The organism is Agarivorans sp. OAG1, assembly GCF_037076485.1.
GTDB classification, from domain to species: domain Bacteria; phylum Pseudomonadota; class Gammaproteobacteria; order Enterobacterales; family Celerinatantimonadaceae; genus Agarivorans; species Agarivorans albus.
Map to the genome: position 1 here is coordinate 3,760,968 of NZ_AP028990.1, position 21,530 is coordinate 3,782,497.

At 44.9% G+C, this 21,530-nt stretch carries 20 protein-coding genes; 11 read left to right on the forward strand and 9 right to left on the reverse strand.

Features of this window, described 5'->3' with window-relative positions; translation table 11 throughout:
• Positions 1 to 102: 102 nt before the first annotated feature.
• The 3 genes from OAG1_RS17100 (at position 103) to OAG1_RS17110 (ending at position 2,750) form a co-directional block, all read left to right on the forward strand.
• Entirely contained in the window at positions 103 to 1,101 is a 999-nt protein-coding gene (locus tag OAG1_RS17100; RefSeq protein WP_338622138.1) for a zinc-binding alcohol dehydrogenase family protein, read from the forward strand.
• Positions 1,102 to 1,267: 166 nt separating this feature from the next.
• Positions 1,268 to 2,587, forward strand: a complete 1,320-nt coding sequence (locus OAG1_RS17105) for a ferric reductase-like transmembrane domain-containing protein (RefSeq protein ID WP_338622139.1) — start codon at positions 1,268 to 1,270, stop codon at positions 2,585 to 2,587.
• Between the two features lie 16 nt (positions 2,588 to 2,603).
• The gene (locus tag OAG1_RS17110) at positions 2,604 to 2,750 is read left to right on the forward strand and encodes an AraC family transcriptional regulator (protein WP_338622140.1); all 147 of its coding nucleotides are present in this window, start codon (positions 2,604 to 2,606) and stop codon (positions 2,748 to 2,750) included.
• A 15-nt stretch (positions 2,751 to 2,765) separates the two neighbouring features.
• On the opposite strand, the gene OAG1_RS17115 is transcribed toward OAG1_RS17110, so the two are convergent.
• The gene (locus tag OAG1_RS17115) at positions 2,766 to 3,686 is read right to left on the reverse strand and encodes a permease (protein WP_338622141.1); all 921 of its coding nucleotides are present in this window, start codon (positions 3,684 to 3,686) and stop codon (positions 2,766 to 2,768) included.
• Between the two features lie 105 nt (positions 3,687 to 3,791).
• On the opposite strand from OAG1_RS17115, the gene OAG1_RS17120 reads away from it, so the two are divergent.
• From OAG1_RS17120 to OAG1_RS17130, 3 genes are all read left to right on the forward strand, one after another.
• On the forward strand, positions 3,792 to 4,094 hold the full coding sequence (locus OAG1_RS17120) for a metalloregulator ArsR/SmtB family transcription factor (protein ID WP_152780238.1): 303 nt from the start codon (positions 3,792 to 3,794) through the stop codon (positions 4,092 to 4,094).
• A 64-nt stretch (positions 4,095 to 4,158) separates the two neighbouring features.
• A complete protein-coding gene (locus OAG1_RS17125; RefSeq protein WP_338622142.1) occupies positions 4,159 to 4,941 on the forward strand; it encodes a transporter substrate-binding domain-containing protein in 783 nt (260 codons plus the stop codon).
• A 407-nt stretch (positions 4,942 to 5,348) separates the two neighbouring features.
• Complete coding sequence (locus tag OAG1_RS17130; RefSeq protein WP_338622143.1) at positions 5,349 to 6,851, forward strand: lytic polysaccharide monooxygenase; 1,503 nt, start codon at positions 5,349 to 5,351, stop codon at positions 6,849 to 6,851.
• 65 nt (positions 6,852 to 6,916) lie between these two features.
• Here the strand turns inward: OAG1_RS17130 and OAG1_RS17135 are convergent, their stop codons facing one another.
• The 5 genes from OAG1_RS17135 to OAG1_RS17155 form a co-directional block, all read right to left on the reverse strand.
• Positions 6,917 to 8,416: an arylsulfatase gene (locus OAG1_RS17135; RefSeq protein ID WP_338622144.1), complete on the reverse strand. Its 1,500-nt coding sequence runs from the start codon at positions 8,414 to 8,416 to the stop codon at positions 6,917 to 6,919.
• Positions 8,417 to 8,730: 314 nt separating this feature from the next.
• A complete protein-coding gene (locus OAG1_RS17140; protein ID WP_338622145.1) occupies positions 8,731 to 9,324 on the reverse strand; it encodes a sugar O-acetyltransferase in 594 nt (197 codons plus the stop codon).
• A 104-nt stretch (positions 9,325 to 9,428) separates the two neighbouring features.
• Positions 9,429 to 10,100 (reverse strand): haloacid dehalogenase type II, encoded by a 672-nt coding sequence (locus OAG1_RS17145; RefSeq protein ID WP_338622146.1) that lies wholly within the window; start codon positions 10,098 to 10,100, stop codon positions 9,429 to 9,431.
• 298 nt (positions 10,101 to 10,398) lie between these two features.
• Complete coding sequence (locus OAG1_RS17150) at positions 10,399 to 11,001, reverse strand: CAP domain-containing protein (protein ID WP_338622147.1); 603 nt, start codon at positions 10,999 to 11,001, stop codon at positions 10,399 to 10,401.
• A 265-nt stretch (positions 11,002 to 11,266) separates the two neighbouring features.
• Positions 11,267 to 11,728 carry an NUDIX domain-containing protein gene (locus OAG1_RS17155; protein WP_338622148.1) on the reverse strand — a complete coding sequence of 154 codons (462 nt, stop codon included), beginning with the start codon at positions 11,726 to 11,728 and terminating at the stop codon, positions 11,267 to 11,269.
• A gap of 113 nt (positions 11,729 to 11,841) precedes the next feature.
• On the opposite strand from OAG1_RS17155, the gene OAG1_RS17160 reads away from it, so the two are divergent.
• The 3 genes from OAG1_RS17160 to nadN all read left to right on the forward strand — a co-directional run bounded on the left by OAG1_RS17160 (position 11,842) and on the right by nadN (position 15,081).
• Positions 11,842 to 13,038 carry a DASH family cryptochrome gene (locus tag OAG1_RS17160; RefSeq protein WP_338622149.1) on the forward strand — a complete coding sequence of 399 codons (1,197 nt, stop codon included), beginning with the start codon at positions 11,842 to 11,844 and terminating at the stop codon, positions 13,036 to 13,038.
• A complete protein-coding gene (locus tag OAG1_RS17165) occupies positions 13,031 to 13,144 on the forward strand; it encodes a hypothetical protein (protein ID WP_338626436.1) in 114 nt (37 codons plus the stop codon). The genes OAG1_RS17160 and OAG1_RS17165 overlap by 8 nt, the downstream gene beginning before the upstream one ends.
• A gap of 92 nt (positions 13,145 to 13,236) precedes the next feature.
• The gene (gene nadN / locus OAG1_RS17170; protein ID WP_338622150.1) at positions 13,237 to 15,081 is read left to right on the forward strand and encodes an NAD nucleotidase; all 1,845 of its coding nucleotides are present in this window, start codon (positions 13,237 to 13,239) and stop codon (positions 15,079 to 15,081) included.
• Positions 15,082 to 15,191: 110 nt separating this feature from the next.
• On the opposite strand, the gene OAG1_RS17175 is transcribed toward nadN, so the two are convergent.
• A complete protein-coding gene (locus tag OAG1_RS17175; protein WP_338622151.1) occupies positions 15,192 to 16,070 on the reverse strand; it encodes a LysR family transcriptional regulator in 879 nt (292 codons plus the stop codon).
• A gap of 92 nt (positions 16,071 to 16,162) precedes the next feature.
• On the opposite strand from OAG1_RS17175, the gene OAG1_RS17180 reads away from it, so the two are divergent.
• Entirely contained in the window at positions 16,163 to 17,074 is a 912-nt protein-coding gene (locus OAG1_RS17180; RefSeq protein ID WP_338622152.1) for an NAD(P)H-binding protein, read from the forward strand.
• A gap of 47 nt (positions 17,075 to 17,121) precedes the next feature.
• Here the strand turns inward: OAG1_RS17180 and OAG1_RS17185 are convergent, their stop codons facing one another.
• Positions 17,122 to 19,077, reverse strand: coding sequence for an alpha-amylase family glycosyl hydrolase (locus OAG1_RS17185; RefSeq protein WP_338622153.1), 1,956 nt, complete (start codon positions 19,075 to 19,077; stop codon positions 17,122 to 17,124).
• Positions 19,078 to 19,718: 641 nt separating this feature from the next.
• On the opposite strand from OAG1_RS17185, the gene OAG1_RS17190 reads away from it, so the two are divergent.
• Positions 19,719 to 20,024 (forward strand): hypothetical protein, encoded by a 306-nt coding sequence (locus tag OAG1_RS17190; protein WP_338622154.1) that lies wholly within the window; start codon positions 19,719 to 19,721, stop codon positions 20,022 to 20,024.
• Between the two features lie 307 nt (positions 20,025 to 20,331).
• On the opposite strand, the gene OAG1_RS17195 is transcribed toward OAG1_RS17190, so the two are convergent.
• Positions 20,332 to 21,432: a DUF3179 domain-containing (seleno)protein gene (locus OAG1_RS17195; protein WP_338622155.1), complete on the reverse strand. Its 1,101-nt coding sequence runs from the start codon at positions 21,430 to 21,432 to the stop codon at positions 20,332 to 20,334.
• Between the last annotated feature and the right edge of the window lie 98 nt (positions 21,433 to 21,530).

A 21,530-nucleotide genomic window follows, 5' to 3' on the forward strand; every position in this document is an offset into this window, starting at 1 on the left:
ATCAAAAATAAATTGAAAGTGATTTAATTGCAGCTGTGTTTTTCCTATAGCTAAACTTTACTACACTGAGTTATCTGGATTTTTGCCCTAATGGAGCCACCAATGAAAGCTGTAGCCTACCAACAAGCGCTAGCAATTAGTGAAGACTTATCCCTGCAAGATATTGAGCTGCCAAAGCCTAACGCCAGTGGCAAAGACTTATTAATAAAAGTTGAAGCCATCTCTGTAAACCCTGTTGATACTAAAATTCGCGCCAATGTCTCCGCCGAACAAGGCCAATGGAAAGTAATCGGTTGGGATGCAGTAGGCACTGTGGAGCAAGTTGGCGACCAAGCCCAGCTTTTCAAGGTAGGTGACAAAGTCTGGTATGCCGGTGACTTAACTCGCGCTGGCAGCAATGCAGAGTACCAACTGGTAGATGAGCGCATAGTTAGCTTGGCGCCAACTAGCATTCCAACAGCAAATGCGGCCGCCTTACCTCTCACGGCGCTAACCGCGTGGGAAATGCTATTCGACCGCTTGCAAGTGAGCAAAACTGAGCCAAAGTCTATTTTAATCATTGGTGCCGCTGGCGGCGTAGGCTCAATCATGGTTCAACTGGTAAAACAGCTCACCAAGCTTAAGGTTATTGCCACCGCCTCTCGTCCCGAAACCCAGGCTTGGTTAAAAGAATTGGGGGCCGACCAAATTATTAATCACCGCAACCCTTTAAGTGAAGAGTTAGCCGAGCAAAACAACATCGACTACGTGGTGAGCTTAAACAATACCGACGAACATATGGCCGAGATTGTTAAAGTTATTAAGCCACAAGGAAAGTTTGGTTTAATTGATGACCCAGCTGAGTTAGATGTAAAACTGCTCAAGCTAAAAAGTATCTCGTTACACTGGGAGTTTATGTACACCCGCTCAATGTTCCAAACCGAGGACATGATTAAACAGCATGAGTTACTCAGCGAAGTGGCTACACTCATTGATCAAGGGAAGATAAAAAGTACCTTAGGTGAACACTTTGGCCAAATAAATGCCGACAACCTCAAACAAGCTCACGCCTTTATCGAGTCGCAAAAAGCCAAAGGAAAGATTGTGTTGGAAGGGTTTTAGCCAACTCAACACCCAAGCTAGATGAACATCCTACTCTATTCATCTAGCTTGTTTTCCATTTTTCACGTCTATGCAAACAACGACTTTACACTTCTTTACCCTAGCTTTACCTAACTAAAGACTGGCCTTTTTATACTTGTTACCAAAGGATGAGTAAGGCCGAATCATGCGTAAAACAACTGCAACTATAATGCTGCTCTTAGCCACCATTAGCGGATTATGGCTACAAGCAGAACCCAACCTGTTTTCTTCAGATAACTTTTTTCAATGGCGTTCAGCGCTCATTCAGTACAGCGGTATGTTAGCCGTGGGTTTAATGAGTATTACTATGCTTTTGGCCTTACGCTTACCCTTTATCGAATGGCTGACCAAGGGCTTAGACAAATCCTACCGTTTGCACAAACACCTCGGCATCGCCTCGGTATTAGTAGCAGTGGTGCATTGGCTACTGGCGATTATTCCTAAGCAACTGGTAAGAGCGGGAATACTAGACAAACCCGTTAAAGGCACTGGTCCCAATAATTCCGATTCGCTATATGCGCTGGTGCGTCCTTTACGCGGATTGGCCGAACAAGTAGGCGAAGTAGCCTTTTACAGCTTTGTAGTGCTAGCAATTGTCGCCTTAGTGGGGGTGATTAGGTACAAAGGGTTTCGTTACTCGCACAAACTCATGTCGCTAGCATTTTTAGCCATTGCCTTTCACTCAGTGATTTTAATTAAACATAGCTATTGGCCTTACCCCATAACGTATGCCTGTTTAGCGTTAATTTGGGTGGGCAGTGTTGCTGCGGTATATAGTTTGTTTGGCCGTATTGGTAAAACTAAGCAGCACACCGCCACAGTGGCTAACTTTAGATTTCTACCCCAAGATAAAGTTGTCGATTTACGCCTAAGCGTGCCCAACTGGCATGGCCACAATAGTGGGCAATTTGCGTTTATTGGTTTTCCGGGCGAAGAACCACACCCCTTTACCATTGCATCAACTAATACCGGCACTGGTCACGTGCGCTTCTTGATAAAAGAGCTAGGTGATTTTACCGCCAACCTAAAAGGCCGCCTTAACATCGGCCAAGAGCTAAAAGTAGAAGGCCCCTACGGTAACTTTGATTTTAATGATTCGGCACCGCAATTATGGATTGCCGGAGGCATCGGTATAGCGGCTTTCACGGCCATTTTACAACAACGTCAAACCATGAATAATCCGCCTAAGGCGACCCTGTATTACTGCAGTGAAACCTTAGAACCGAAGTTAATTGAAGAGCTACAGCAGCTCTCTTCGAGCAGTCAGGTGGAGTTAAGAATTATCGACAACAGCCGCCAAGATTTATTAAGCGCAGAGCAATTGGTAAACGAAGTTGAAGACTTAATGCAACGTAAGATTTGGTTTTGTGGACCCGTTGCATTCTCTAGTAACTTACAACAACAACTGGCTCACTTCGGCTACCCACTTAAGCATTTTCACAGCGAACTGTTTGAACTACGCTAAGGCAACAATTTACAGCGTGATTACAGAAAGCTCGCTAAGCATTACCGAAGTAGCCCATCAACTGGGTTATAAACACCAAGCCAACTTTAGCCGAGCGAATAAAGACAAGCTAGGAGTAAGCCCTAAGGCACTTTGGGTTTTGGCCAAAAAGCCCAACCCCTAGCTTTGCTAATTTGCTTTAAAACCAAAAGCTGTATAAATAACCTGCGCCAATGGCCATACCAATAATTACCAGTAAGAACGCCGCAATCATCTGATTTTTAAAGATGGATTTAAGCAATATCACTTCGGTCAAACTTGCCCCAGCGCTGCCTATAATCAGTGCCATTACTGCCCCTAAACTCATACCTTTTGCTGCCAAAGCGGCACTTAAAGGAATTACCGCTTCCGCACGAATGTACAAAGGAATACCAATAACAGCCGCTACAGGCACCGCTAATGGGTTATCTTTGCTCGCAAATTGGGCAATCAACTCACTTGGCATAAAGCCGTAAATCAACGAACCAACCGCAATACCGCCAATTAAGTAAGGCAATACCTTTTTAAAATCCAGCCAAGTACTGTCCCAAATTTTCAACCACTTGTTGCGCTCTACAGCGGGCTTGCCTGAACAAGAAGAACCACATTTTTTGGCTTCTGGCTCAAGATAAGATTCTGCTTTTACGTACTTTTCAAACCCTAGCTTCTCTAACAAATACCCAGCAACTACCGATACCCCCATGGCAATGGCAAAGTAAAACACACTCACTTTCCAGCCAAAAGTTACCGCAAACAAACCAATAATTATCGGGTTAAGCAATGGGCTGGCAAACAGGAATACCATCAGGGTGCCAAATCCCGCTCTAGCGCGTAATAAGCCCTTTAAAAAGGGAATGGTTGAACAAGAGCAAAACGGTGTTATTGCGCCCAAAAAGCCCGCCACGATATAACCCGAACCATTTTTAGCACTCAAGATACGTTGGATTTTTTGTGGCGGTATATACAGCTGCAATACCCCAACCAAGTAGCTAATAGCTAAAAACAACAAGGTTAACTCTATCGCTAGAAAGCCAAACATATTTAAGGCCTGCCAAGCCATTTCACTATTTATGTTAAACATCAAATTAATTCCAAATTTCTAGATTATTCGAAATATATACTTGAGCATTGGAAAAAACAAGATATTTCTAGTAATATCGAAATATGCGTTTAAAGAGAACCCCCTATGAATACTGAAAACATCGCTAAAGCCCTAAAAGAACTGGGTCACCCTACTCGCCTAAGCATTTACCGTAGTGTTGTAAGAGCGGGCTACAGCGGTATCGCAGTAGGCGGATTACAAGAAAAGTTGGCCATTCCTGGCTCAACCTTGTCGCATCACATATCCAGCTTGGTATCTGCAGGCTTGCTTAGCCAGCGCAGGGAAGGACGAACACTTTATTGCGTGGCAGAGTTTGAATGCCTGCAAACGGTAATTAGTTTTTTACAAGACGAATGCTGTGCCGACGAACAAACCGCTAACAACTGATTTAGAAGCTTTAACGCCAAGAGTTTGAACTACACTTAGTCCATTCAAGCACTCTGTTCACTCTATGTTAAAACCGCTGGTATTTGCGCTAATTGTTGTTCACTTTATCCTTAGTCAGGCGGTAGCTTCGAGCTCGCCGATTAGGTTTATTACCGTAAATGAACCACCTGCCAGCTACTTAGATGAAGATGGCCAGATTCAAGGCTATGTGGTTGATATTGTTTATTCTCTAGCGAAACGTTTAAACATTGATGCCAAGCTAGAAATGGTACCTGAAGCACGCGCATTAAAAACTGCTTACCATAACCACAACATCATGGTGTTTTCCTTTAGCCGTAACGCTGAGCGCGATCAAAAGCTCAATTGGATTGGACCGGTTCTTATTAAAACATGGGGTTTGTATGGCTTAAAAAGCAATCCAAACACCTATGAAAAGCTAACCGATTACCCAACTATTGGCGTGGCAAACGGTGATATTCGCCACGAATGGCTTGCCCAAAAAGGATTAAGCAACTTATCGGTAAACAGTAGCCATAAGCTAAACATCCAATTGTTAGCTAGAAAACGAATTAGCACTATTGCTTATGAGAGTGCCGGTTTACAGATTGTTGCCAGTGAACTTGGCATAGACCCCAGTAGCTTTATTTTACTTAGAGAGCTCAAACAGCAAGCTGTGTATATTGCGATGTCTAAGCAGTTTAACAACGCAGAGCAATGGCAACAGGCTTTTAAGGACATGCAAGCGGAAGGAGAACTGCAGCAAATAGCCACAAAGTGGCGCCAAAAAATCAAACATGAACACAATATAAATGCCCAACTCAACAACGGTATTCTAATGCTTAAATAATAGTGAATACCCAATACGGTATCAGCTGCAGCCTTTTATACTTGCTTAAATATCATTCAAAATTTATTTGCTAAATGTGATTTATCCCAGCACTCAAACCAATACCAGCAGCAAACATTCCAGCCTTACCCCTCTTTTATTGACCCTTTTACCAACAAAATGTGATTAGTGACAACATAATCAATTACCAATGAAACTCACTAAAGCCTTGCTTCAGCAGATTTCTGGAATCGCGCAATAAGCTCAACTACGTTCCTTAATTAACTCAACAATCATTACGGAAATGAGTAGTCGTAGTTATTTGAGCTTTACCAAGGTTGAAAACTATAACAAACAGCCTTGATAACGGTAGGTTGCGCGCTGGCTTCAAGCTGGTGTTCATTCCACTCACAACAAAAGGGAATAACATGACTAACAAGCTAATATTTTCATTATGTCTACTAGGAACCAGCCAAGCATTTGCGCATGGTTTAATCGTAGATCCACCATCACGAAATGCGCTGTGTGGCTTAACAGAAAAACCTGATCAAGCTAGCAGCGCTCATTGTATTGACGCTTTTGAAAATGACCAACAAGGTGGCTATAAGTTTATGAGTGTACTCACTCATACCGAAGGCCGCGCAGTGGTTTCGCCGCTGCCCAACAATGTATGTGGTTTTGACAGCGAAACATGGCAGGGTGGAGCAACACCATGGGATGTAGCCACAAGCTGGCCAGGGCAAGCTGCTCAAGCAGGCCCTTTAGACATAACGTGGAACATTCAATGGGGAAACCACTTCTCTGATACCCGTGAATTTCATTACTGGATAACTAAACCTGGCTTTGTATTTGACCCAAGCAAAGCTTTAACATGGGATGATTTTGAGGCAGAGCCCTTCTGTGTTTTGCCCTACGATGATAGCCAACCTAATGCCAATCCAGCGGTAGTCGCAAATAAAGAGGCGGTGACCTTTACCACCACTTGTACCCTGCCTGAGCGTAGTGGTCACCAAGTGATCTATGGCGAATGGGGCCGCAACTCTTGGACCTATGAGCGCTTCCATGGCTGTATTGATTTAGCTTACTCCGAAGATACCTTGGGAACGCCAATAGCCACTCCGCAAAAAGTTTCCACTCCCCAAGATACGCCCGTTAGCATAACCTTAAGTGGCAGCGATACCGGTGGAGAAATTACGAGCTATCAAATACTTAGTCAGCCAATCAATGGCACTTTAAGCGGTACGCCCCCCGCTTTAAGCTACACCCCAACTGCGGGCTTTGTTGGCACCGACAACTTTAGCTTTAGTGTAACCGACAACGAAGCACTAGAATCCGCCCCAGCGCTAGTGAGCATTGATGTTAAGTCCACCGCCAACACCGCGCCTATAGCCAGCTTTGATGCAAGCAGCCAAGGCTTAACTGCCAGCTTCGACGCTAGCGGCTCTAGCGATGCAGAAAACGATACCCTTAGTTATCAATGGGACTTTGGTGATGGTTATACAGCCACTGGCGTTACTGCTAATCACGACTATGAAGCGGCCGGTAGCTACGCGGTTGTGCTCACTGTGTCAGATGGCTTGTTAGAAACCAGCAGTAACCAAGAGCTGATAATTACTGCACTACCGCCAAGCCAAGCAGGTTGTGAGTACGTAATTGTTGACCAATGGGGATCAGGCTTTAACGCAGAAGTTCGCATCATCAACACTGGTGAGCAAGCGATTAACGGTTGGCAAGTAACTTGGGCCTATAGCGATGGCAGTAGCATTACCCAACTTTGGAATGGCGAGCTTTCTGGCGACGGTCCTTACACAGTAAGCAACGCAGCTTGGAATACCAAAGTAGAACCTGGCGAGACTGTGAGTTTTGGTTTCCAAGGCAGTAGCAATGGAAGCTCAGAAGTACCTATATTAACGGGAGATATCTGCCAATAGACCAATACTTATAAACGACAAAGCCAGCATAGTGCTGGCTTTGTCGCTTACAGATAAGGAAAACTTTAGTTGCCAACACCACCAACATTGGCGGCGTCGTTGGCCGTCACCACTGGCCACTTCTCAAAACTCGCTAGATGCTTCTGCACCGCTGCTTGAGCTGGACCAAATGCCCACATTTTTTCACCCATCCACTTAATATACATTCCTGACTCTTCGGCGGCTCGCTCATAAGGGTCACGACGTAGGTTAAATAACAGAGGCGCGTTTAGCTCTTCTTTTGGTCCACTCCAGCCTTGGTTTTGCACAACGAAGTGTGCTTTCCAATCACCTACCCTCACAGCCTGTAACTTGTCTCGTTCATAGTAGATGATATGTTCGCGATTCGACGGTTTGTTCTCAATTAACATATCTAGCTGATTGTAACCGTCTAAATGGGCTTTGAAGCCCTTAAAGCCCTCTAGCATCTGCTGTTTTAAATCCTCTGGCCCACCAGCTGCGCTAACCAATGTAGGTAACCAATCCATTCCATCAAACATACCATTATGGACTTTGCCCGCTGGAATCTTGCCAGGCCAACTAACCAATAGCGGCGCTCTAACTCCCCCCTCCCAAGTGGTGCCTTTTTCCCCATGGTAAGGGGTCATTCCACCATCAGGCCAAGTCATAATTTCTGGACCATTATCGGCGGTAAACATCACAATGGTATTATCAGCAACGCCTAGTTCTTCGAGTTTTGCGAGCATTTCACCAACGTGATCGTCTAAGTCTTTCATCACTACTTCTTGCAAGCCCCAGCCATTTTGACCCAGCATTGCTTCATATTCTGGTGAAAGGTGTGTCCAAACATGACCTCGAGACGGGCAATACCAAGTAAAAAATGGTTCATCTGCTTTCACAGCTCGCTCAATAAAATCAATGGCATGTTTGTTTACTTCATCGTCGAGAGTCTGCATACGCTTTTTAGTTAACGGGCCATCATCTTCTATGGTTTGATTACCTTTCCCGTCTGACTTAGCGTAAATAACATTGCGCGGAGCAAACTGCTCAAAAGCAGGATCTTTTGGCCAATCTGGATCTTCGGTATATTCCATCGCATTAAGGTGATACAACCAGCCCCAGTACTCATCAAAACCGTGCATGGTAGGCAAAAACTCATCACGATCACCCAAATGATTTTTGCCAAATTGCCCGGTGCGATAGCCCATGGTTTTTAGCAGCTCTGGCAGCGTAGGAGTATCCGGGTTTAACCCAACCGGCCCACCAGGTAAACCCACCGAATGTAAACCAGTGCGCACAGGAAACTGCCCGGTAAGAAAGGCTGAGCGCCCAGCAGTACAAGAAGGTTGAGCATAGTAATCGGTGAGCAACATGCCTTTTTCGGCAATACTATCAATATTCGGCGTTTCACTGCTCATTACGCCGCGGTGGTAGGCACTTAGATTTGAGATTCCTACATCGTCGGTAAAAATAACAAAAATATTAGGTTTATCTGGCTTGGCGTAAGCTAAAGACATAAAGCCTAAACCAAGTATTAACGCCAAAGTAGCCAAAATCCTTTTCATAGTTAGTCCTTAATATTGTGTCGCTTAATGAGCGTCGCGCTCAGCCTAAAATGCCAACAACCCAAACAGCAGCAAATACCTAGAGTGGCAACCGCTCTAGCTAATGTAGAGTTAATGATTTTTTACTCGGTAGTTACTGTAAAGGTAGGAAAGATTCGCTTTACGTCAACTTAGTAGGTGCAAACAAAAGAGGAAAGCTACTTATTAGAACAATAAACAATAACTGTCTTCGAATAGGGCGAAGACCAATGAAATAATAGCTGTAGCGTGCTTTAGTTAAGTACTCCGGCAAACCTAGTAGCGGACAAACTCACTTATTCAAAAGCTAAGTTTTTGTAATAAAACTGCTTATCGCGCTCACTAATTTCACGTAATACTTTACAGGGGTTACCCACTGCCACCACGTTAGCGGGAATGTCTTTGGTCACCACACTGCCCGCCCCTATAACGCTATTTTCTCCAATCGAAATCCCCGGCAATACCACCGAGTTTGCGCCTATCCATACATTACGCCCAATAGTAATAGGCACATTAAACTGAGCTGCTTGCTGGCGTGGTTTAGGGTTTATTGGGTGACCGGCTGTTGCCAAGGTGACATTCGGGCCAATCATGGTGTAATCGCCAATGTAGATATAGGTATCGTCTACTAAGGTTAGGTTAAAATTTGCGTATACCTTGTTACCAAGATGGGTATGTTTACCCCAGTTGGCCTGCAATGGCGGCTCTATCATGCAATCTTCGCCCACTTCAGCAAAAATCTGTTTAAGCAACTTAGCACGTCGTTCTATTTCGGAAGGCCGACTATGGTTGTAGTCGTAAATCACTTCTTGGCATTGGGTTTGCTCTGCAAAAGTAGCGTCATCGAAATAGTAAATTTGTTGCGAATGTTTTTTATCTACTTGCACCATATTACAACTACCTTTCAGCTTGAAATGAATACCTGTCTACGTGCAGCACTGTAGCAATATGCAAGGCTGTAAACTTAGCGCGAGTTCAAAATAAAACAGCCTGCTTAACCCGGCAAGGCCTCCGCTAAATCTAATAAGGAGGTGATAGTAACAGTGGGCGCTAGCTCCCAGGGGTCGAACACCACAGCTAGCGACCGTTGTACCCATGCAGCCTGCCAACCTGCCGAAACCGCACCAGTAACATCAAAGGGATTAGAAGAAATCAACCAAGTGTTCTTAGCTTGGCTATGAGTTTTATTGAGAAAATGCTGGTAAACCGCTGGATCAGGTTTGAAACTTTCTACCTCATCAACACTCACCACTGCACTAAAAAACTGCCGGATCTCAGCAGTTTCTAATAACAGTTCAACTGCAGCTTGTTGACCGTTAGAAAAAGCATAAAGCCTAAAGCCCGCTTGTTGTAAGCCTGCTAAAGCTTGTTTTGCTTCAGGATGAGCGGGCAATACTTTGTAAATAGCCAACAAGCTCTGCTTTTGTTGCTCAGAGAGTGGCACCCGAAACACTTGGCAGCAGTAGTCCAAGGCTTGCGCGGTACACAAGGCGAAGTTTTGGTAGTTTTGCATTAAGCCTCGGCGAAACGAATATTCTAATTGCTTATCTCGCCAAGCTTGTGAAAAAGGCGCGGCCTGCTCGCCCATATATTCGCGCAGTTTATTTAGAACACCTTGGGTGTCGATAAGGGTGCCATAAACATCAAAAGCCAGTGTTGTTGCCATCAAACTCACTCCCCTCAAAATTGCAGAATAACAAAACAAGGCCATAGTGTTTTGAACCCATCAACAAAAATCGCCAATTGCTTTATGGTTAACGAAGGTCCGTTGATCTTTGGCCGCTAAAATTTTGTTCGAGTAAACCTGTTTAAGAACTTCGATAACATGGGGGTTAACTTCAATACATCGGCGCTGGGTTATGCATTGATGAAAAGGAAATAGCCAAGATCCGCGCCAGATAAACGTAAACCCAGAGCCGCTGCCCTGGGTTTGGTTAAATCAATTAGTAAGTTCGCTTAATAAGCTAACGTTGCGCGCCAAAAACTTGAGTCCAATAAATGCCATAACTGCTGCTGGCATTTTCGGCCTTTGCGGCGCCTAACTCGGTGTAGTTCGCATTCATAATATTGGCGCAATGGCCACTGCTTTGAAGCCAACCACTCATTGCGGCTTCTAACGAGCGCTGCCCAGCGGCGATGTTTTCTCCCACATAAGACCAACTGTAACCCTGAGCACTAGCTCGAGTAGCAGAGCTTGAGCCATCTAAGCCCGTGTGAGAAAAGAAGTCATAGTTAGCCATATTGTTAGAGTGTTCTTCAGCAGCCAATTGCAAAGACAGGTTTGAGCTTAAAGGCGCAACGGCTGGGTAAAATGTACTGCCACAATTACGGCCTTCACCGCGAGCTTCATTAACTAAGCGCAGCATACTGGCTTGTAATGAATTATCTACCGGTTCACTAGGGTCTGGATCAACCGGCTCATTGGGCTCTGGTTCTGTTGGCTCAACTGGGTTGACAGGAGTCACGTCTTCTTCCGACTGGGGTTCTGGCGAATCGCTTGAGCCTCCGCAGCCACTAAGTGCAAGTAACAACAACCAAGACAAAGGTAATACTTTAGAAAAATACATCTACAAACCTATAAGATGAGGAAGCGAACATCGCCAAAAAACTGAACAGCTCAATTCGCTAAAGCTTAATTAAAACCATGCTTTACGCTCATTTGAACGGAAAACCACTAAATTTGTAGTATCTTCATAACAAGTTACAAGTGCGCTAAACGCATGCCAAATAGATAGTACAAATCCATAAATAACATGCACTTAGACTAACATCTGCAGAGATAATTAATCAAAAAATTATCATTAACAGCACTTGCCGCACCTGACTCATTCGCTAACTAAGTGGGCTTATATCTACCTCAAACAAAGGGTGGGGTTTGTTTAAAACAAAATTCTGCCAAACCTGTTGATACACTTCTCGCTGATTTGGAAATGGCACTAAGTCACAGGCTTCTTGCAAGCTACACCAGCGAAATTCACTATGCTCATGGTTCAACACTACCTCCTGCTCAGCCGGGCAAAACACCACAAATACCGGAATAATTTGCATCACGTTTACATTAGCTTCAAAAAACTGCTCAAGAATTTGGCCGTTATATAGCTGTTTCACCTCAATTTGGGTTTCTTCATTAAACTCTCGAATTATCGCCTGCCAGGCTTTTTCGTCCCCTTCAATATGCCCCGCTACATGGCACCAATAATTGCCCTTGGTTCGCTTCATTAGCAACATTTTGGTTTCTCCGTCGAATTGCGACAAAGCCACGCCAGCCACTATCGAAGTATTCAAAGGGATCATGGTAATTTCCTATGGTAAAAGAAAAACTAAGCAGCCAAACACTCGCCAGATTAAACTGAATAACAAGCAGATACGTAAACTAATTTATTCGCCACCAATATTGGAAAGCAAAAATGCGACTAGGGCTGTTTATTTTCGATAACGATTGTAGAGTGCAAGACAACCCTGCACTTAAACAACTCGCGGGGCAAGTTGACCAGCTCATTTGCGTTTACATAAACCAAACCACTAGCCCCTTTGTGCAACACTTCAGTCAAACCAAGGTAAGCTTGGCCAAACAGGCCTACTTAAACCAGACCTTAAGTGAACTCAATCTTAGCTTAAATCAACTTGGCCAACAGCTGTTTGTCGAACATGGTCGTTTCGAGCAGCAAGTCGCCCTTTACATTCAACACTATCGCATCACCGATATTGGCAGAAGTGTGCACCCAGGCAGTGACGAAGCCAAGCAATGGCTTGCCCTGCAGCTTGCCTATCCGCAGATCCGCTTTCACTCCGCCAGCAGCAACAGCTTATTTGAGCAACAGCAATTACCTTTTGATCTAAGCAACTTACCAACAAGCTTCACGCCCTTTCGTAAGCAAGTAGAAGAGCTTGCGATAGCAGAGCCCTTAGCCACCTTACAGCAGCTACCTAAAGTACCAAGTAATTTGAGCCCTGCACCGCTAATTAAACTGCAAGAACATCATTCAAGCGATTTTCAAGCAGGTGAGCAAGCGGCTTGTCATCATCTTGAGCATTACTTTTCAACCACTGCTGCAAGCCACTACAAACAAACCCGTAACGCCCTAAGCGGCGAGCTGCTCTCAACTGGCTTTTCGCCGTTTCTCGCCCATGGCGCTGTTAGCCCTAAGCAAGTTTTACAGGCTTTAGGTAATTACGAAGCAAAGCACGGCGCTAATGAATCCAGCTATTGGATTTACTTTGAACTGCTTTGGCGCGAGTACTTTTATTGGTATGCCCGCGCGCATGGCAGCAAGCTGTTTAGTTTTTCTGGGGTTAACGGCAAAACCTTACATACCAGCTTTTACGCCCAGCGCTTTAAGCAATGGTGCGAGGGCAATACGGCCTACCCTTTGGTGAATGCGCTAATGCATCAACTAAACAGCAGTGGATGGATGTCGAACCGAGGCCGACAAGTTGTCGCTAGCTGCCTAGTAAACGAACTGCAAGTAGACTGGCGCTACGGCGCGGCCTACTTTGAACAACGCTTAGTTGATTACGATGTAGCTAGCAACTGGGGGGAATTGGCAATACATTGCAGGAGTAGGTGCAGACCCACGTGGTGGTCGCCACTTCGACATCGATAAACAAAGCAAAATGTTTGACCCAAATAAGCAATTTATTAAACGTTGGCAGGGCGAGCTAGGCAGCTTACCAAGCGACCATACCAACATGGTTGACTGGCCAGTTTAGCCACCGACATAAAACTAACAAAAATAGTTCATCTATGGTTCATCTAAACTCTCTAGTGTTTAGAGTTTTCTATCTAAACGGAGTTAGTAAAGATGAATTTTCGCAAGGAATGGTTAGCCCTTCTTCCCCTTAGTGTTGCTTTAGTTGCCTGTAATGATGACGACAGTACCCCAAGCCCTCAGCCACTTAGCATTAACGTACTGCATATCAACGATCACCACTCTCATTTACAAGCTGATAGCGGTATAGACTTAAACTTAGCGGGCGAAGCAACTCGAGTTTCGGTAGGCGGTTTTCCAAAAGTTGTGGCGAAAATCAATGAACTAGCCGCAAGTAAAGACAATGTATTAAAGCTGCACGCGGGTGACGCAATTACCGGCGATCTTTACTACACCCTTTTTAAAGGCGAAGCCGATGCAGCCTTAATGAACGAAGTGTGTTTTGACGCTTTCGCTTTAGGTAATCACGAATTTGATGGCGGCGATGCTGGCTTAAAAACCTTCTTAGAGTTTTTATATAGCCCAACTTGCCAAACCCAAGTATTGGCTGCCAACGTAGAGCCTGAAGTTGGCGTATCGCCGCTTGCACCAACTACCCGTTGGGATTACTTCCAGCCATACATGATTAAGTCATTTGGCGATGCCAAGGTGGGTATAATCGGCATCGACATTGCCACTAAAACTAAAAACTCTTCAAGCCCTGATGCCACCACTCAGTTTCATGATGAAACCAGCACGGCGCAAATGTACATCGATGAGCTAAAAGAAAAAGGCGTTAACAACATCATTTTGTTAACCCACTATCAGTACAAAAACGACCTAGAGCTAGCCGCAAAACTTACCGATGTAGATGTGATCATCGGTGGCGACTCACACACCCTATTAGGTGACTTTGAAGATCTAGGCCTAAACAGTGCGGGTGATTACCCAACCATGGTAAGCAACTTAGACGGCGACCCAGTATGTGTTGCCCAAGCTTGGCAATACTCAGCGGTAGTGGGTGATTTAGCTGTTACCTTCGATGGCAACGGCAAGCTAGAAAGCTGTGCAGGTACCCCTCACCTATTGCTAGCAGACAGCTTTATGCGCAAAGACACTAATGGTGACCGCGTTGAGCTTACCGGTGCAACTCGCACTGCAGTTACCGACGCAGTAGCCGCCAACCCTAATTTATCGATTGTTACAGCCGACGCTAATGCCGCTGATTTACTAGCAATTTATGCCGAAGAAGTTGACGTACTAAAACAATCAGTAGTAGGCGACGTGGCACAAAACCTATGCTTTGAGCGCATCCCAGGCCAAGGCCGTAGCACCTTGTGTGATGTATCGGCCACCAGCGCTAATGGTTCAGATATTTCAAACCTGGTAGCTCAAGCCTTTTTGGAGCAAGCCATACGTGGTGACGTAGCCATTCAAAATGCCGGCGGCGTACGTAACGACGTACCACAAGGCGATTACACCATTGGCGATGCCTACACCTTACTGCCTTTCGCTAATACCTTGGTTTACTTGGAAATGACTGGGGCAGAAATCAAAACGGTACTTAACGAAGCTGTAGATTACTCGCTAGATCCAGAAGGCTCTACTGGCGCTTACCCTTACGCTGCTGGTTTACGTTACAAGGTGGATATGTCACAAGCTGCTGGCTCTCGTTTATACGACGTAGAAGTAAAAGCGAAAGGCACCACCGATTGGATAGCCTTAGCCGATAATGACAGCTTCACAGTGGTAACCAACAACTACATTGCTGGCGGCCGTGATGGATACTTTAGCTTTGCCGACATCTCTGCTGATGAGAGTAAGTTTGAAGATAGCTTCTTAGACTACGCGCAATCATTTGTTGATTACGTAGAACGTAATGGAACCATCGACAAACTGCCGCTAGAAAGCTACAGCACCCAAATGTTCTACGATACCGATGGCAACCTGCAAAACTAAGCTAAGCGCCTTCTACTCAAATAAAACCCGCTACTTAGCGGGCTTTTTGTTCCCTTAGCTGCTTAACACTACAATAAACCAACGCTGGCTCTAGCCCTTAACAACAATCGCTAGCAACAAGCCACTAAGTACTCAGCTAAATAATCCATCAATACACGGATTTTTTTGTTGTGCTGAACATCCCGATGACACACCAAATACACCGGTAAAGCGGGTAGCTCAAAGCCCAATTTAATCTCGATTAAACCGGCCGCTTCTGCCAAGCGTTTGTGGGTAACCGCAATACCTGCATGTTGCTTAGCCAGCTCAAGCTGCAGGGGCAAAAAGTCAGTTCGCAGCAAAAATTGTTCATTTTTGATGTTCATGCCTAACTGGCGCGCCCCCACTTCAAACTGCGGATCGCGGTCATAACCCAGCACCCTATGGCTAAACAAACTGCTTTGATCCTTTGGCATACCGTGTTTTGCCAAATACTCTGAACTGGCGTAAAAGCCTAAAGGGATATCAGACACCTTGCGGCATAACAAATCTAACTGAGTAGGCGGAAACATTCTAATCGCCACATCCGCATCGCGTTTATCTAGGTTGCTGGCGCTGTTGCTCACTTCAATTTCTAAGGAAACCTCTGAGTAGGTTTCCATAAAACGAGGCATTATTTGGGGCAGATAATACAAAGCCACTAGTTCGTTAGCAGCTAGGCGCACTCTGCCAGTTAAGGTTTGGGTTTGACCCGCTGCTAAGCGCTGCAGCCGCTGGGCACTACTTTGCATGTTCTGACACTCTTCCAACATGCTTTGACCAAACAAAGTAAGGCTTAAACCTTGAGTACTGCGGTCGAATAAGGGCTGGCCAAGTTGCTGCTCCATTGCCTGTAACTGCCGGCTTAACGTGGGCTGCGATACCTTGAGTTGTTGCGCAGCCTTACTCAAACTTCCCTGCTGAGCAATACCAAGAAAGTACTGCCACCATTGCCAGTTATCGCTATTCATATATGCATATCCATTAGCAGATTTATGCCATTCACTATCTGATTATGAATTGTACAATTTAATTATCAAGACAAACAAAGGAAACAGGCATCATGAAAACAGCACTAATACTGGGTATAAATGGCAACTTTGGCTTAGAGATGGCTTTAGCTTTAAGCAAGGCTGGTTGGTCGATTAAAGCGCTAGTTAGAGACCCGAATAAAGTCCCCTCATTCGTAGAGGCGAAACTGATTGTGGGCGATGCACTTAAGCAACAACAAGTAGTGGCCGCCGCGCAAGGCGTAGATTTAATCGTTTACGCTTTAAACCCGCCTTACCACCGCTGGCAACACCAAGCCTTGTCACTGTTAGAGCCTTGCTTAAAAGTGGCGGAGCAACTTGGCTTACGCGTTTTGTTTCCCGGTAACGTGTACAACTTTAACCCACAAGCCAGTTTGATTGACGAACATCAAGCAATGCACCCGCCCAGTGAGAAAGGACAAATACGGGTAAAAATGGAGCAACGTTTGAAACAAGCCAGTGAGAATGGCGCAAAAGTTACCATTGTTCGAGCCGGCGATTTTATTGGCCCACACACCCATTTAAGCTGGGTGAGCACCATGGTTAAACATAAAAAAGATTGCTACCAAGTTGCCTTTCCTCACAACCAAGAACATGTTCACTTTTGGTCTTACTTGCCCGACTTATGCGCCAATACTGTCCAGCTGCTAGAACAAAGCCAAGCAAACTTTGAAGTATGGCACGACCCAGGCCTAGCACTCAGCCGAAAAGACTGGCAACAGGCCTTTGCTAACAATGGCACCAATATAAAAAGCACAAACCTCGCCTGGTGGGGGTTTTCGATAATTGCGCCTTTTGTGCCGATGCTAAAAGAAGTATTGAAGATGCGTTATCTCTGGCAGCAACCGGTTATTTTAGATGGCAGTAAAATGCGCCAAGCCTTGCAAAAAAGCTATCAAAGCACTCCGCTTAGCCAAGTTTTACAACAACTTAAACTTAACTAGGCTCGATAAGCTTGAGCGCTAACTTAGCTGCTTAAGCTTATTAGGCACTAATCACAGCTCTCTTGTTGTTGCACCAGATATTGACGATTTTGCGGGTTAAAACTAAATAAATAACAGCCACCACTAGCCGCCCTTAAACGGATATTTTCGCCATCAATATCGCCAATACCGTTACGGCTATTATCTCCCCAGTTGCGCCCCCACAAAGGCTGGCCATTCACTTCAAACTTATATTGGTAACGGCCTTTTTGCAGCTTTAACTTAACTTGCCACAGGCCGTTTTCACTTAAAGCCATTGGTAAACTGCCATCCCAGCCATTCATATCCCCACGCAAATACAAACTGTTTAAGGCAATGGCGCTTGGCACTAGCGCCTTGGTAGGCGCAACGACCTTATCTGGATAGCTTGCCACTAAGCTTGCTTGCTGCTCTCCTAGATACAGCACCGTTACACTCTCTGCTGGTAGTTGTTCCAGTTGATAGCTAGCCACACCTGCCAAAGCCTCTCGGCGTTTTTGCACCGGCTCTCCTAAAACAGGCGATAAGCGATAATCTTGATGAGAACTTAAAGCGCTTACTTGCGCCATATTAAGCTGTGCTCGACTGGGGGCTTTATTGGTATTAACAAGCACCACCAGCGCCTGCTGCTGGGTGGCTAAGGCATAGGCAAACACCTTGTCGCTTTGGGTATCTACAAAGTGCAACGAAGCCTCACTAATAAAGGAGTGCTCGCGGCGTATCTTTAGTAGGTGTCGATATTGATTTAACAAGGAGTTTGGCAAGGCTAACTGCCGCTCTACATCTTGCCAATTAAACAAACCACGCAGCTGCGCATCAGGTTGGTGCTCTCCCAACATACCTAGCTCATTACCATAAAAAATGAACGGCGTAGCGCTACTTAGTAACTGTAAAGTCGCGGCTTGCAACGCTTGATTCGCATTGCCCTTATATACAGTCATCGGTCTAGAAAGGTAACTGTCGTGGTTACTTAAAAATGCCGCCGTTTGATAACCAGGCGGATAATCTTGGATTTGCTGCTGGTGCAAGTTGCGCAAACCTTGAGCATTACCGCGTTTAATCGCACCGGGAATTTGCCAAGCAAAGTCAAAATCAAAGCCCATATGAATTTGATCGTGGCCATTACCAAAGTACTTCGACACAAGTTCAGTAGGTCGCCAAGTTTCGGCGATTAGCACTTTGCCTTGCTCATAGCTGTCGGCAATGGCTCGATACTCGCGCAATATTTGGAAGGTTTCGGGCCGGTCAGCCTGTTTGCCTGGGCCGTCTTCAATTAAGTAGGGAGCGCCGTCTATTCTGGCACCATCAAAACCGAAATCGAACCAGTATTTTAATACTTCCTCCAGAGCTTGGCGCACTTGAGGGTTATGCAAGTTTAAATCGGCAATTTCGCTGCTTTGAAAATAACTATAAAAATAGCTATTGCCATGGGCTTTCCAAACATCTTGCCAACTGCCTCCTCCCCATGCAGCCTGCCACTGAGAAGAGGGCTGCTTGTCCCACATATACCAATCGCGCTTGTCGCCGCCATTAGCAGAGTTAATAAACCAAGGATGTTTTATCGAGGTGTAAGCCGGTACAAAATCAAACAGCACTTTTACCCCGCGGCTATGGGCCAAGTCTATCAATTGCTTAAGATCAGCCTTATCACCGAACACTGGATTAACTTGGTAATAATCCACCACGTCATAACCATGAATATTATCTAAGGGGTCTTCGGAGCTACGTGCACTAAGGTAAAAAGGCGAAAGCAAAATGGCATCTACTTCCAGATCCTTACCCGCATTGGCCTGGCCATCATTTAAGTAATCGAAGCGCTGAATAATGCCCTGAATGTCACCAACCTCATGATGTTGATGAGAGGCGGAAAAAGACTTAAGCCAGATATGATAAAAACTGGCTGAGCGATACCAGTTTTGCGCTTCAGCAGAATATAAACTCTGACTCCACAGCAAACCGAGCAAGATAAAAAACAAACGTAACACCAGCCATTCCCCCGCCTTAAAACAATTAGCATAGCTTCATCTTCGGATAGTTTGGGTGAGCAAACGCTTTATTTTGAGCAAAGCCAGCAGCAATACATAAGCAAGATTCAGGATGGTGAAGCAGAAACTCCACCTGCCAGTACCGATAAAGTGAGGCTCTTATTGAAGTACCAGATTGGGCCCAAGTACTTAAACGCTCTGCGGCTTAGCTCCTTACAGAGTCCTAACAAACTTTTGGACACAAATGAGTTTGGCTTTACGGAACATAATCTACCCACATAACTTTTGGTATCCCAAAATGCAATCAAGCATCGCTGAAGACTGTGCCTGATTTGGAAGTAATTGGACATTTCTGTGTATGAAGGTATTAAGCGAACAGCTCATTTTATTCAACCATAGCGATAATTTATGCATTGAATGGCCGTATCTGCGAGAACAGTTCGAACTAAGCTACCATCAGAGACAGGCTTGTTCTACAATTTTGTCAGTATGTGTTCATGGATGGGGGGTGTATGCGTCTACATGGGCGATGGAGGATACAGAAATTTAGTGACTCACTACTAATTGTACAGGTTTTTGAGTCTTGGAATGAATTAGCCTTTCTTCAGTTCAGTAAAGAGCTAGAAGAAGAAATTAATACAATGAACGTACAGAAGTGGGCATACATTGGCGATGCAAGAGATTGGGGCTTAGCAGTACCAGACTCACAAACACCGCTAGAAGAGCTATATTTAGGGGTTGAAGGCTTGGTATGTAATGTCTCTGTTGTATCTACATCACTACAGCAAACAGTGATGGAAAAAATGAAAAGCCCAGAAAATTCTACAGTTGCCCCGCACTATTTTGCATCATCAATTACTGAAACACTGGATATCCTAGAAAGGCACGATATTTATGTCGATAGAGACGCTGTTGATGAATGGTTTGAACAAGGAAGATCCGCATAGTGACAAAGAACAAGATCTGAGTCGTTGGCATAGAATCTAAATGTGGAAATACGCGAAAAATGTTAATAGCTGAACGATTCTGGGAGTTTTCTGCCACGACCTCTCTGCTGGTTACCATGAACAAAAGTACTGTAATTTCAGTGGCACGATTTGCCACTGAGTAATTGAGCTAACACCGAATGGTGCATAAACGAGTTACAACAGCCCCCCAAAAACACACGGCAGCTTACAAGATAGAGGCTAGCTCCAATAAATAGAAAGCCCGCTACTTAGCGGGCTGTTTGTTGCTTATAGCTCCAAGTATCAGCTAACCGTTTAAGGTAACGGTATCAGGGAACCAGTGCGACCACACCATCCAAAATAAGCCGTTATGAGTAGGTAACTGTTCTCCATTTCCATCAACTAAGTAGGCAAAGTCATGTTCGCTATTGTATTTAATGCTTAAGGTTTGGCCGTTCACTTCAAAGGTTTCATCAGCAAAAGTACGCGCGTCATCAATGCTAAAAGCAAACTGGAAGTCTCCACCATCGTAACCATAAATAAGCTCTTTTTGATTGTAGCGTTTATCGTCTAGGCGCAGTGTAGGAAACGCCGCTTCATCTTCTCTCGTTTTATCAAATTGAACATCTAAAGCATCTTGGAAAGCGGTATTGATCATCTTGTCTAGTAAACGGTCATAGTGGTAAATAAACACCTGGCCATTGGGGTATAACTCACGCGCTGCAGCCCACGACATTAAAGTATTTGGAACTTGTTTTGGTTTGTGGTCGGTAAACTCCGATTCCATAGTAATTTGCTGAAGAAAAACATCGTTTTTGGTGTCTTTAAAAATCAGATTGTTATGTGTTTGAATCGATACGTTTAAGTCAGACTCGCCTAAACCGTAGTCGGCTTCAATCACTACCGGCAAGTTAGATAAGCCACAAAAAGTCATGGTGTAATCGGTGCCGTCTACGTTCCAACCTGCAATATGGGGGATTTGTAAATGCTCACGCGGGAACATGCGTACGTCGTCACCAATTTGCACCACATACATTACTTGGTCATCTGGTAACACAGTATCGGCGTAACTTACATCGTAATATTCCGCGTTATGCTGCTTTGAAGGAAACACTGTTTGAGTTGCATAGTTGCTGCACCAAATACCCAGCGCAACTAGGCCTGAACACACCGCCATTATTGAACGTGGCCAAATTTGGGCTCTTCGATTAAGCACAACTAAACCGATCATCATGAGTATATTGATTACTGCAACTAATACTCGATGCTCTAGCAGCCAAACGACTACAGCCCTGTCGGTGCCAAACTTTTGCCCCGGTTCGGTTACCCCCACTGCAGAGCCAACACTGACAATAACAATCAACAAGGCCAAGCTATAAAAAAGTGCTTTTAAGGTTGTTCTATTCATGTTGTTTACCCTTCTTTAAACATCACTGGCACAACGCCGTAAATTTATTGCCAATATAGCGAGCCAAATTTACTGCTTGTTACCTCGAGTGATTGCCT

Excerpts from the sequence above, each read along its gene's own strand:
- OAG1_RS17125 (WP_338622142.1), top strand. The coding sequence starts at position 4,159 with ATGTTAAAACCGCTGGTATTTGCGCTAATTGTTGTTCACTTTATCCTT.
- OAG1_RS17150 (WP_338622147.1), bottom strand. The coding sequence starts at position 11,001 with ATGTATTTTTCTAAAGTATTACCTTTGTCTTGGTTGTTGTTACTTGCA.
- OAG1_RS17115 (WP_338622141.1), bottom strand. The coding sequence starts at position 3,686 with ATGTTTAACATAAATAGTGAAATGGCTTGGCAGGCCTTAAATATGTTT.
- OAG1_RS17120 (WP_152780238.1), top strand. The coding sequence starts at position 3,792 with ATGAATACTGAAAACATCGCTAAAGCCCTAAAAGAACTGGGTCACCCT.
- OAG1_RS17190 (WP_338622154.1), top strand. The coding sequence starts at position 19,719 with ATGAACGTACAGAAGTGGGCATACATTGGCGATGCAAGAGATTGGGGC.
- OAG1_RS17130 (WP_338622143.1), top strand. The coding sequence starts at position 5,349 with ATGACTAACAAGCTAATATTTTCATTATGTCTACTAGGAACCAGCCAA.
- OAG1_RS17105 (WP_338622139.1), top strand. The coding sequence starts at position 1,268 with ATGCGTAAAACAACTGCAACTATAATGCTGCTCTTAGCCACCATTAGC.
- OAG1_RS17135 (WP_338622144.1), bottom strand. The coding sequence starts at position 8,416 with ATGAAAAGGATTTTGGCTACTTTGGCGTTAATACTTGGTTTAGGCTTT.
- OAG1_RS17175 (WP_338622151.1), bottom strand. The coding sequence starts at position 16,070 with ATGAATAGCGATAACTGGCAATGGTGGCAGTACTTTCTTGGTATTGCT.
- OAG1_RS17100 (WP_338622138.1), top strand. The coding sequence starts at position 103 with ATGAAAGCTGTAGCCTACCAACAAGCGCTAGCAATTAGTGAAGACTTA.
- OAG1_RS17155 (WP_338622148.1), bottom strand. The coding sequence starts at position 11,728 with ATGATCCCTTTGAATACTTCGATAGTGGCTGGCGTGGCTTTGTCGCAA.
- OAG1_RS17145 (WP_338622146.1), bottom strand. The coding sequence starts at position 10,100 with ATGGCAACAACACTGGCTTTTGATGTTTATGGCACCCTTATCGACACC.
- OAG1_RS17140 (WP_338622145.1), bottom strand. The coding sequence starts at position 9,324 with ATGGTGCAAGTAGATAAAAAACATTCGCAACAAATTTACTATTTCGAT.
- OAG1_RS17195 (WP_338622155.1), bottom strand. The coding sequence starts at position 21,432 with ATGAATAGAACAACCTTAAAAGCACTTTTTTATAGCTTGGCCTTGTTG.
- OAG1_RS17180 (WP_338622152.1), top strand. The coding sequence starts at position 16,163 with ATGAAAACAGCACTAATACTGGGTATAAATGGCAACTTTGGCTTAGAG.
- nadN (WP_338622150.1), top strand. The coding sequence starts at position 13,237 with ATGAATTTTCGCAAGGAATGGTTAGCCCTTCTTCCCCTTAGTGTTGCT.
- OAG1_RS17160 (WP_338622149.1), top strand. The coding sequence starts at position 11,842 with ATGCGACTAGGGCTGTTTATTTTCGATAACGATTGTAGAGTGCAAGAC.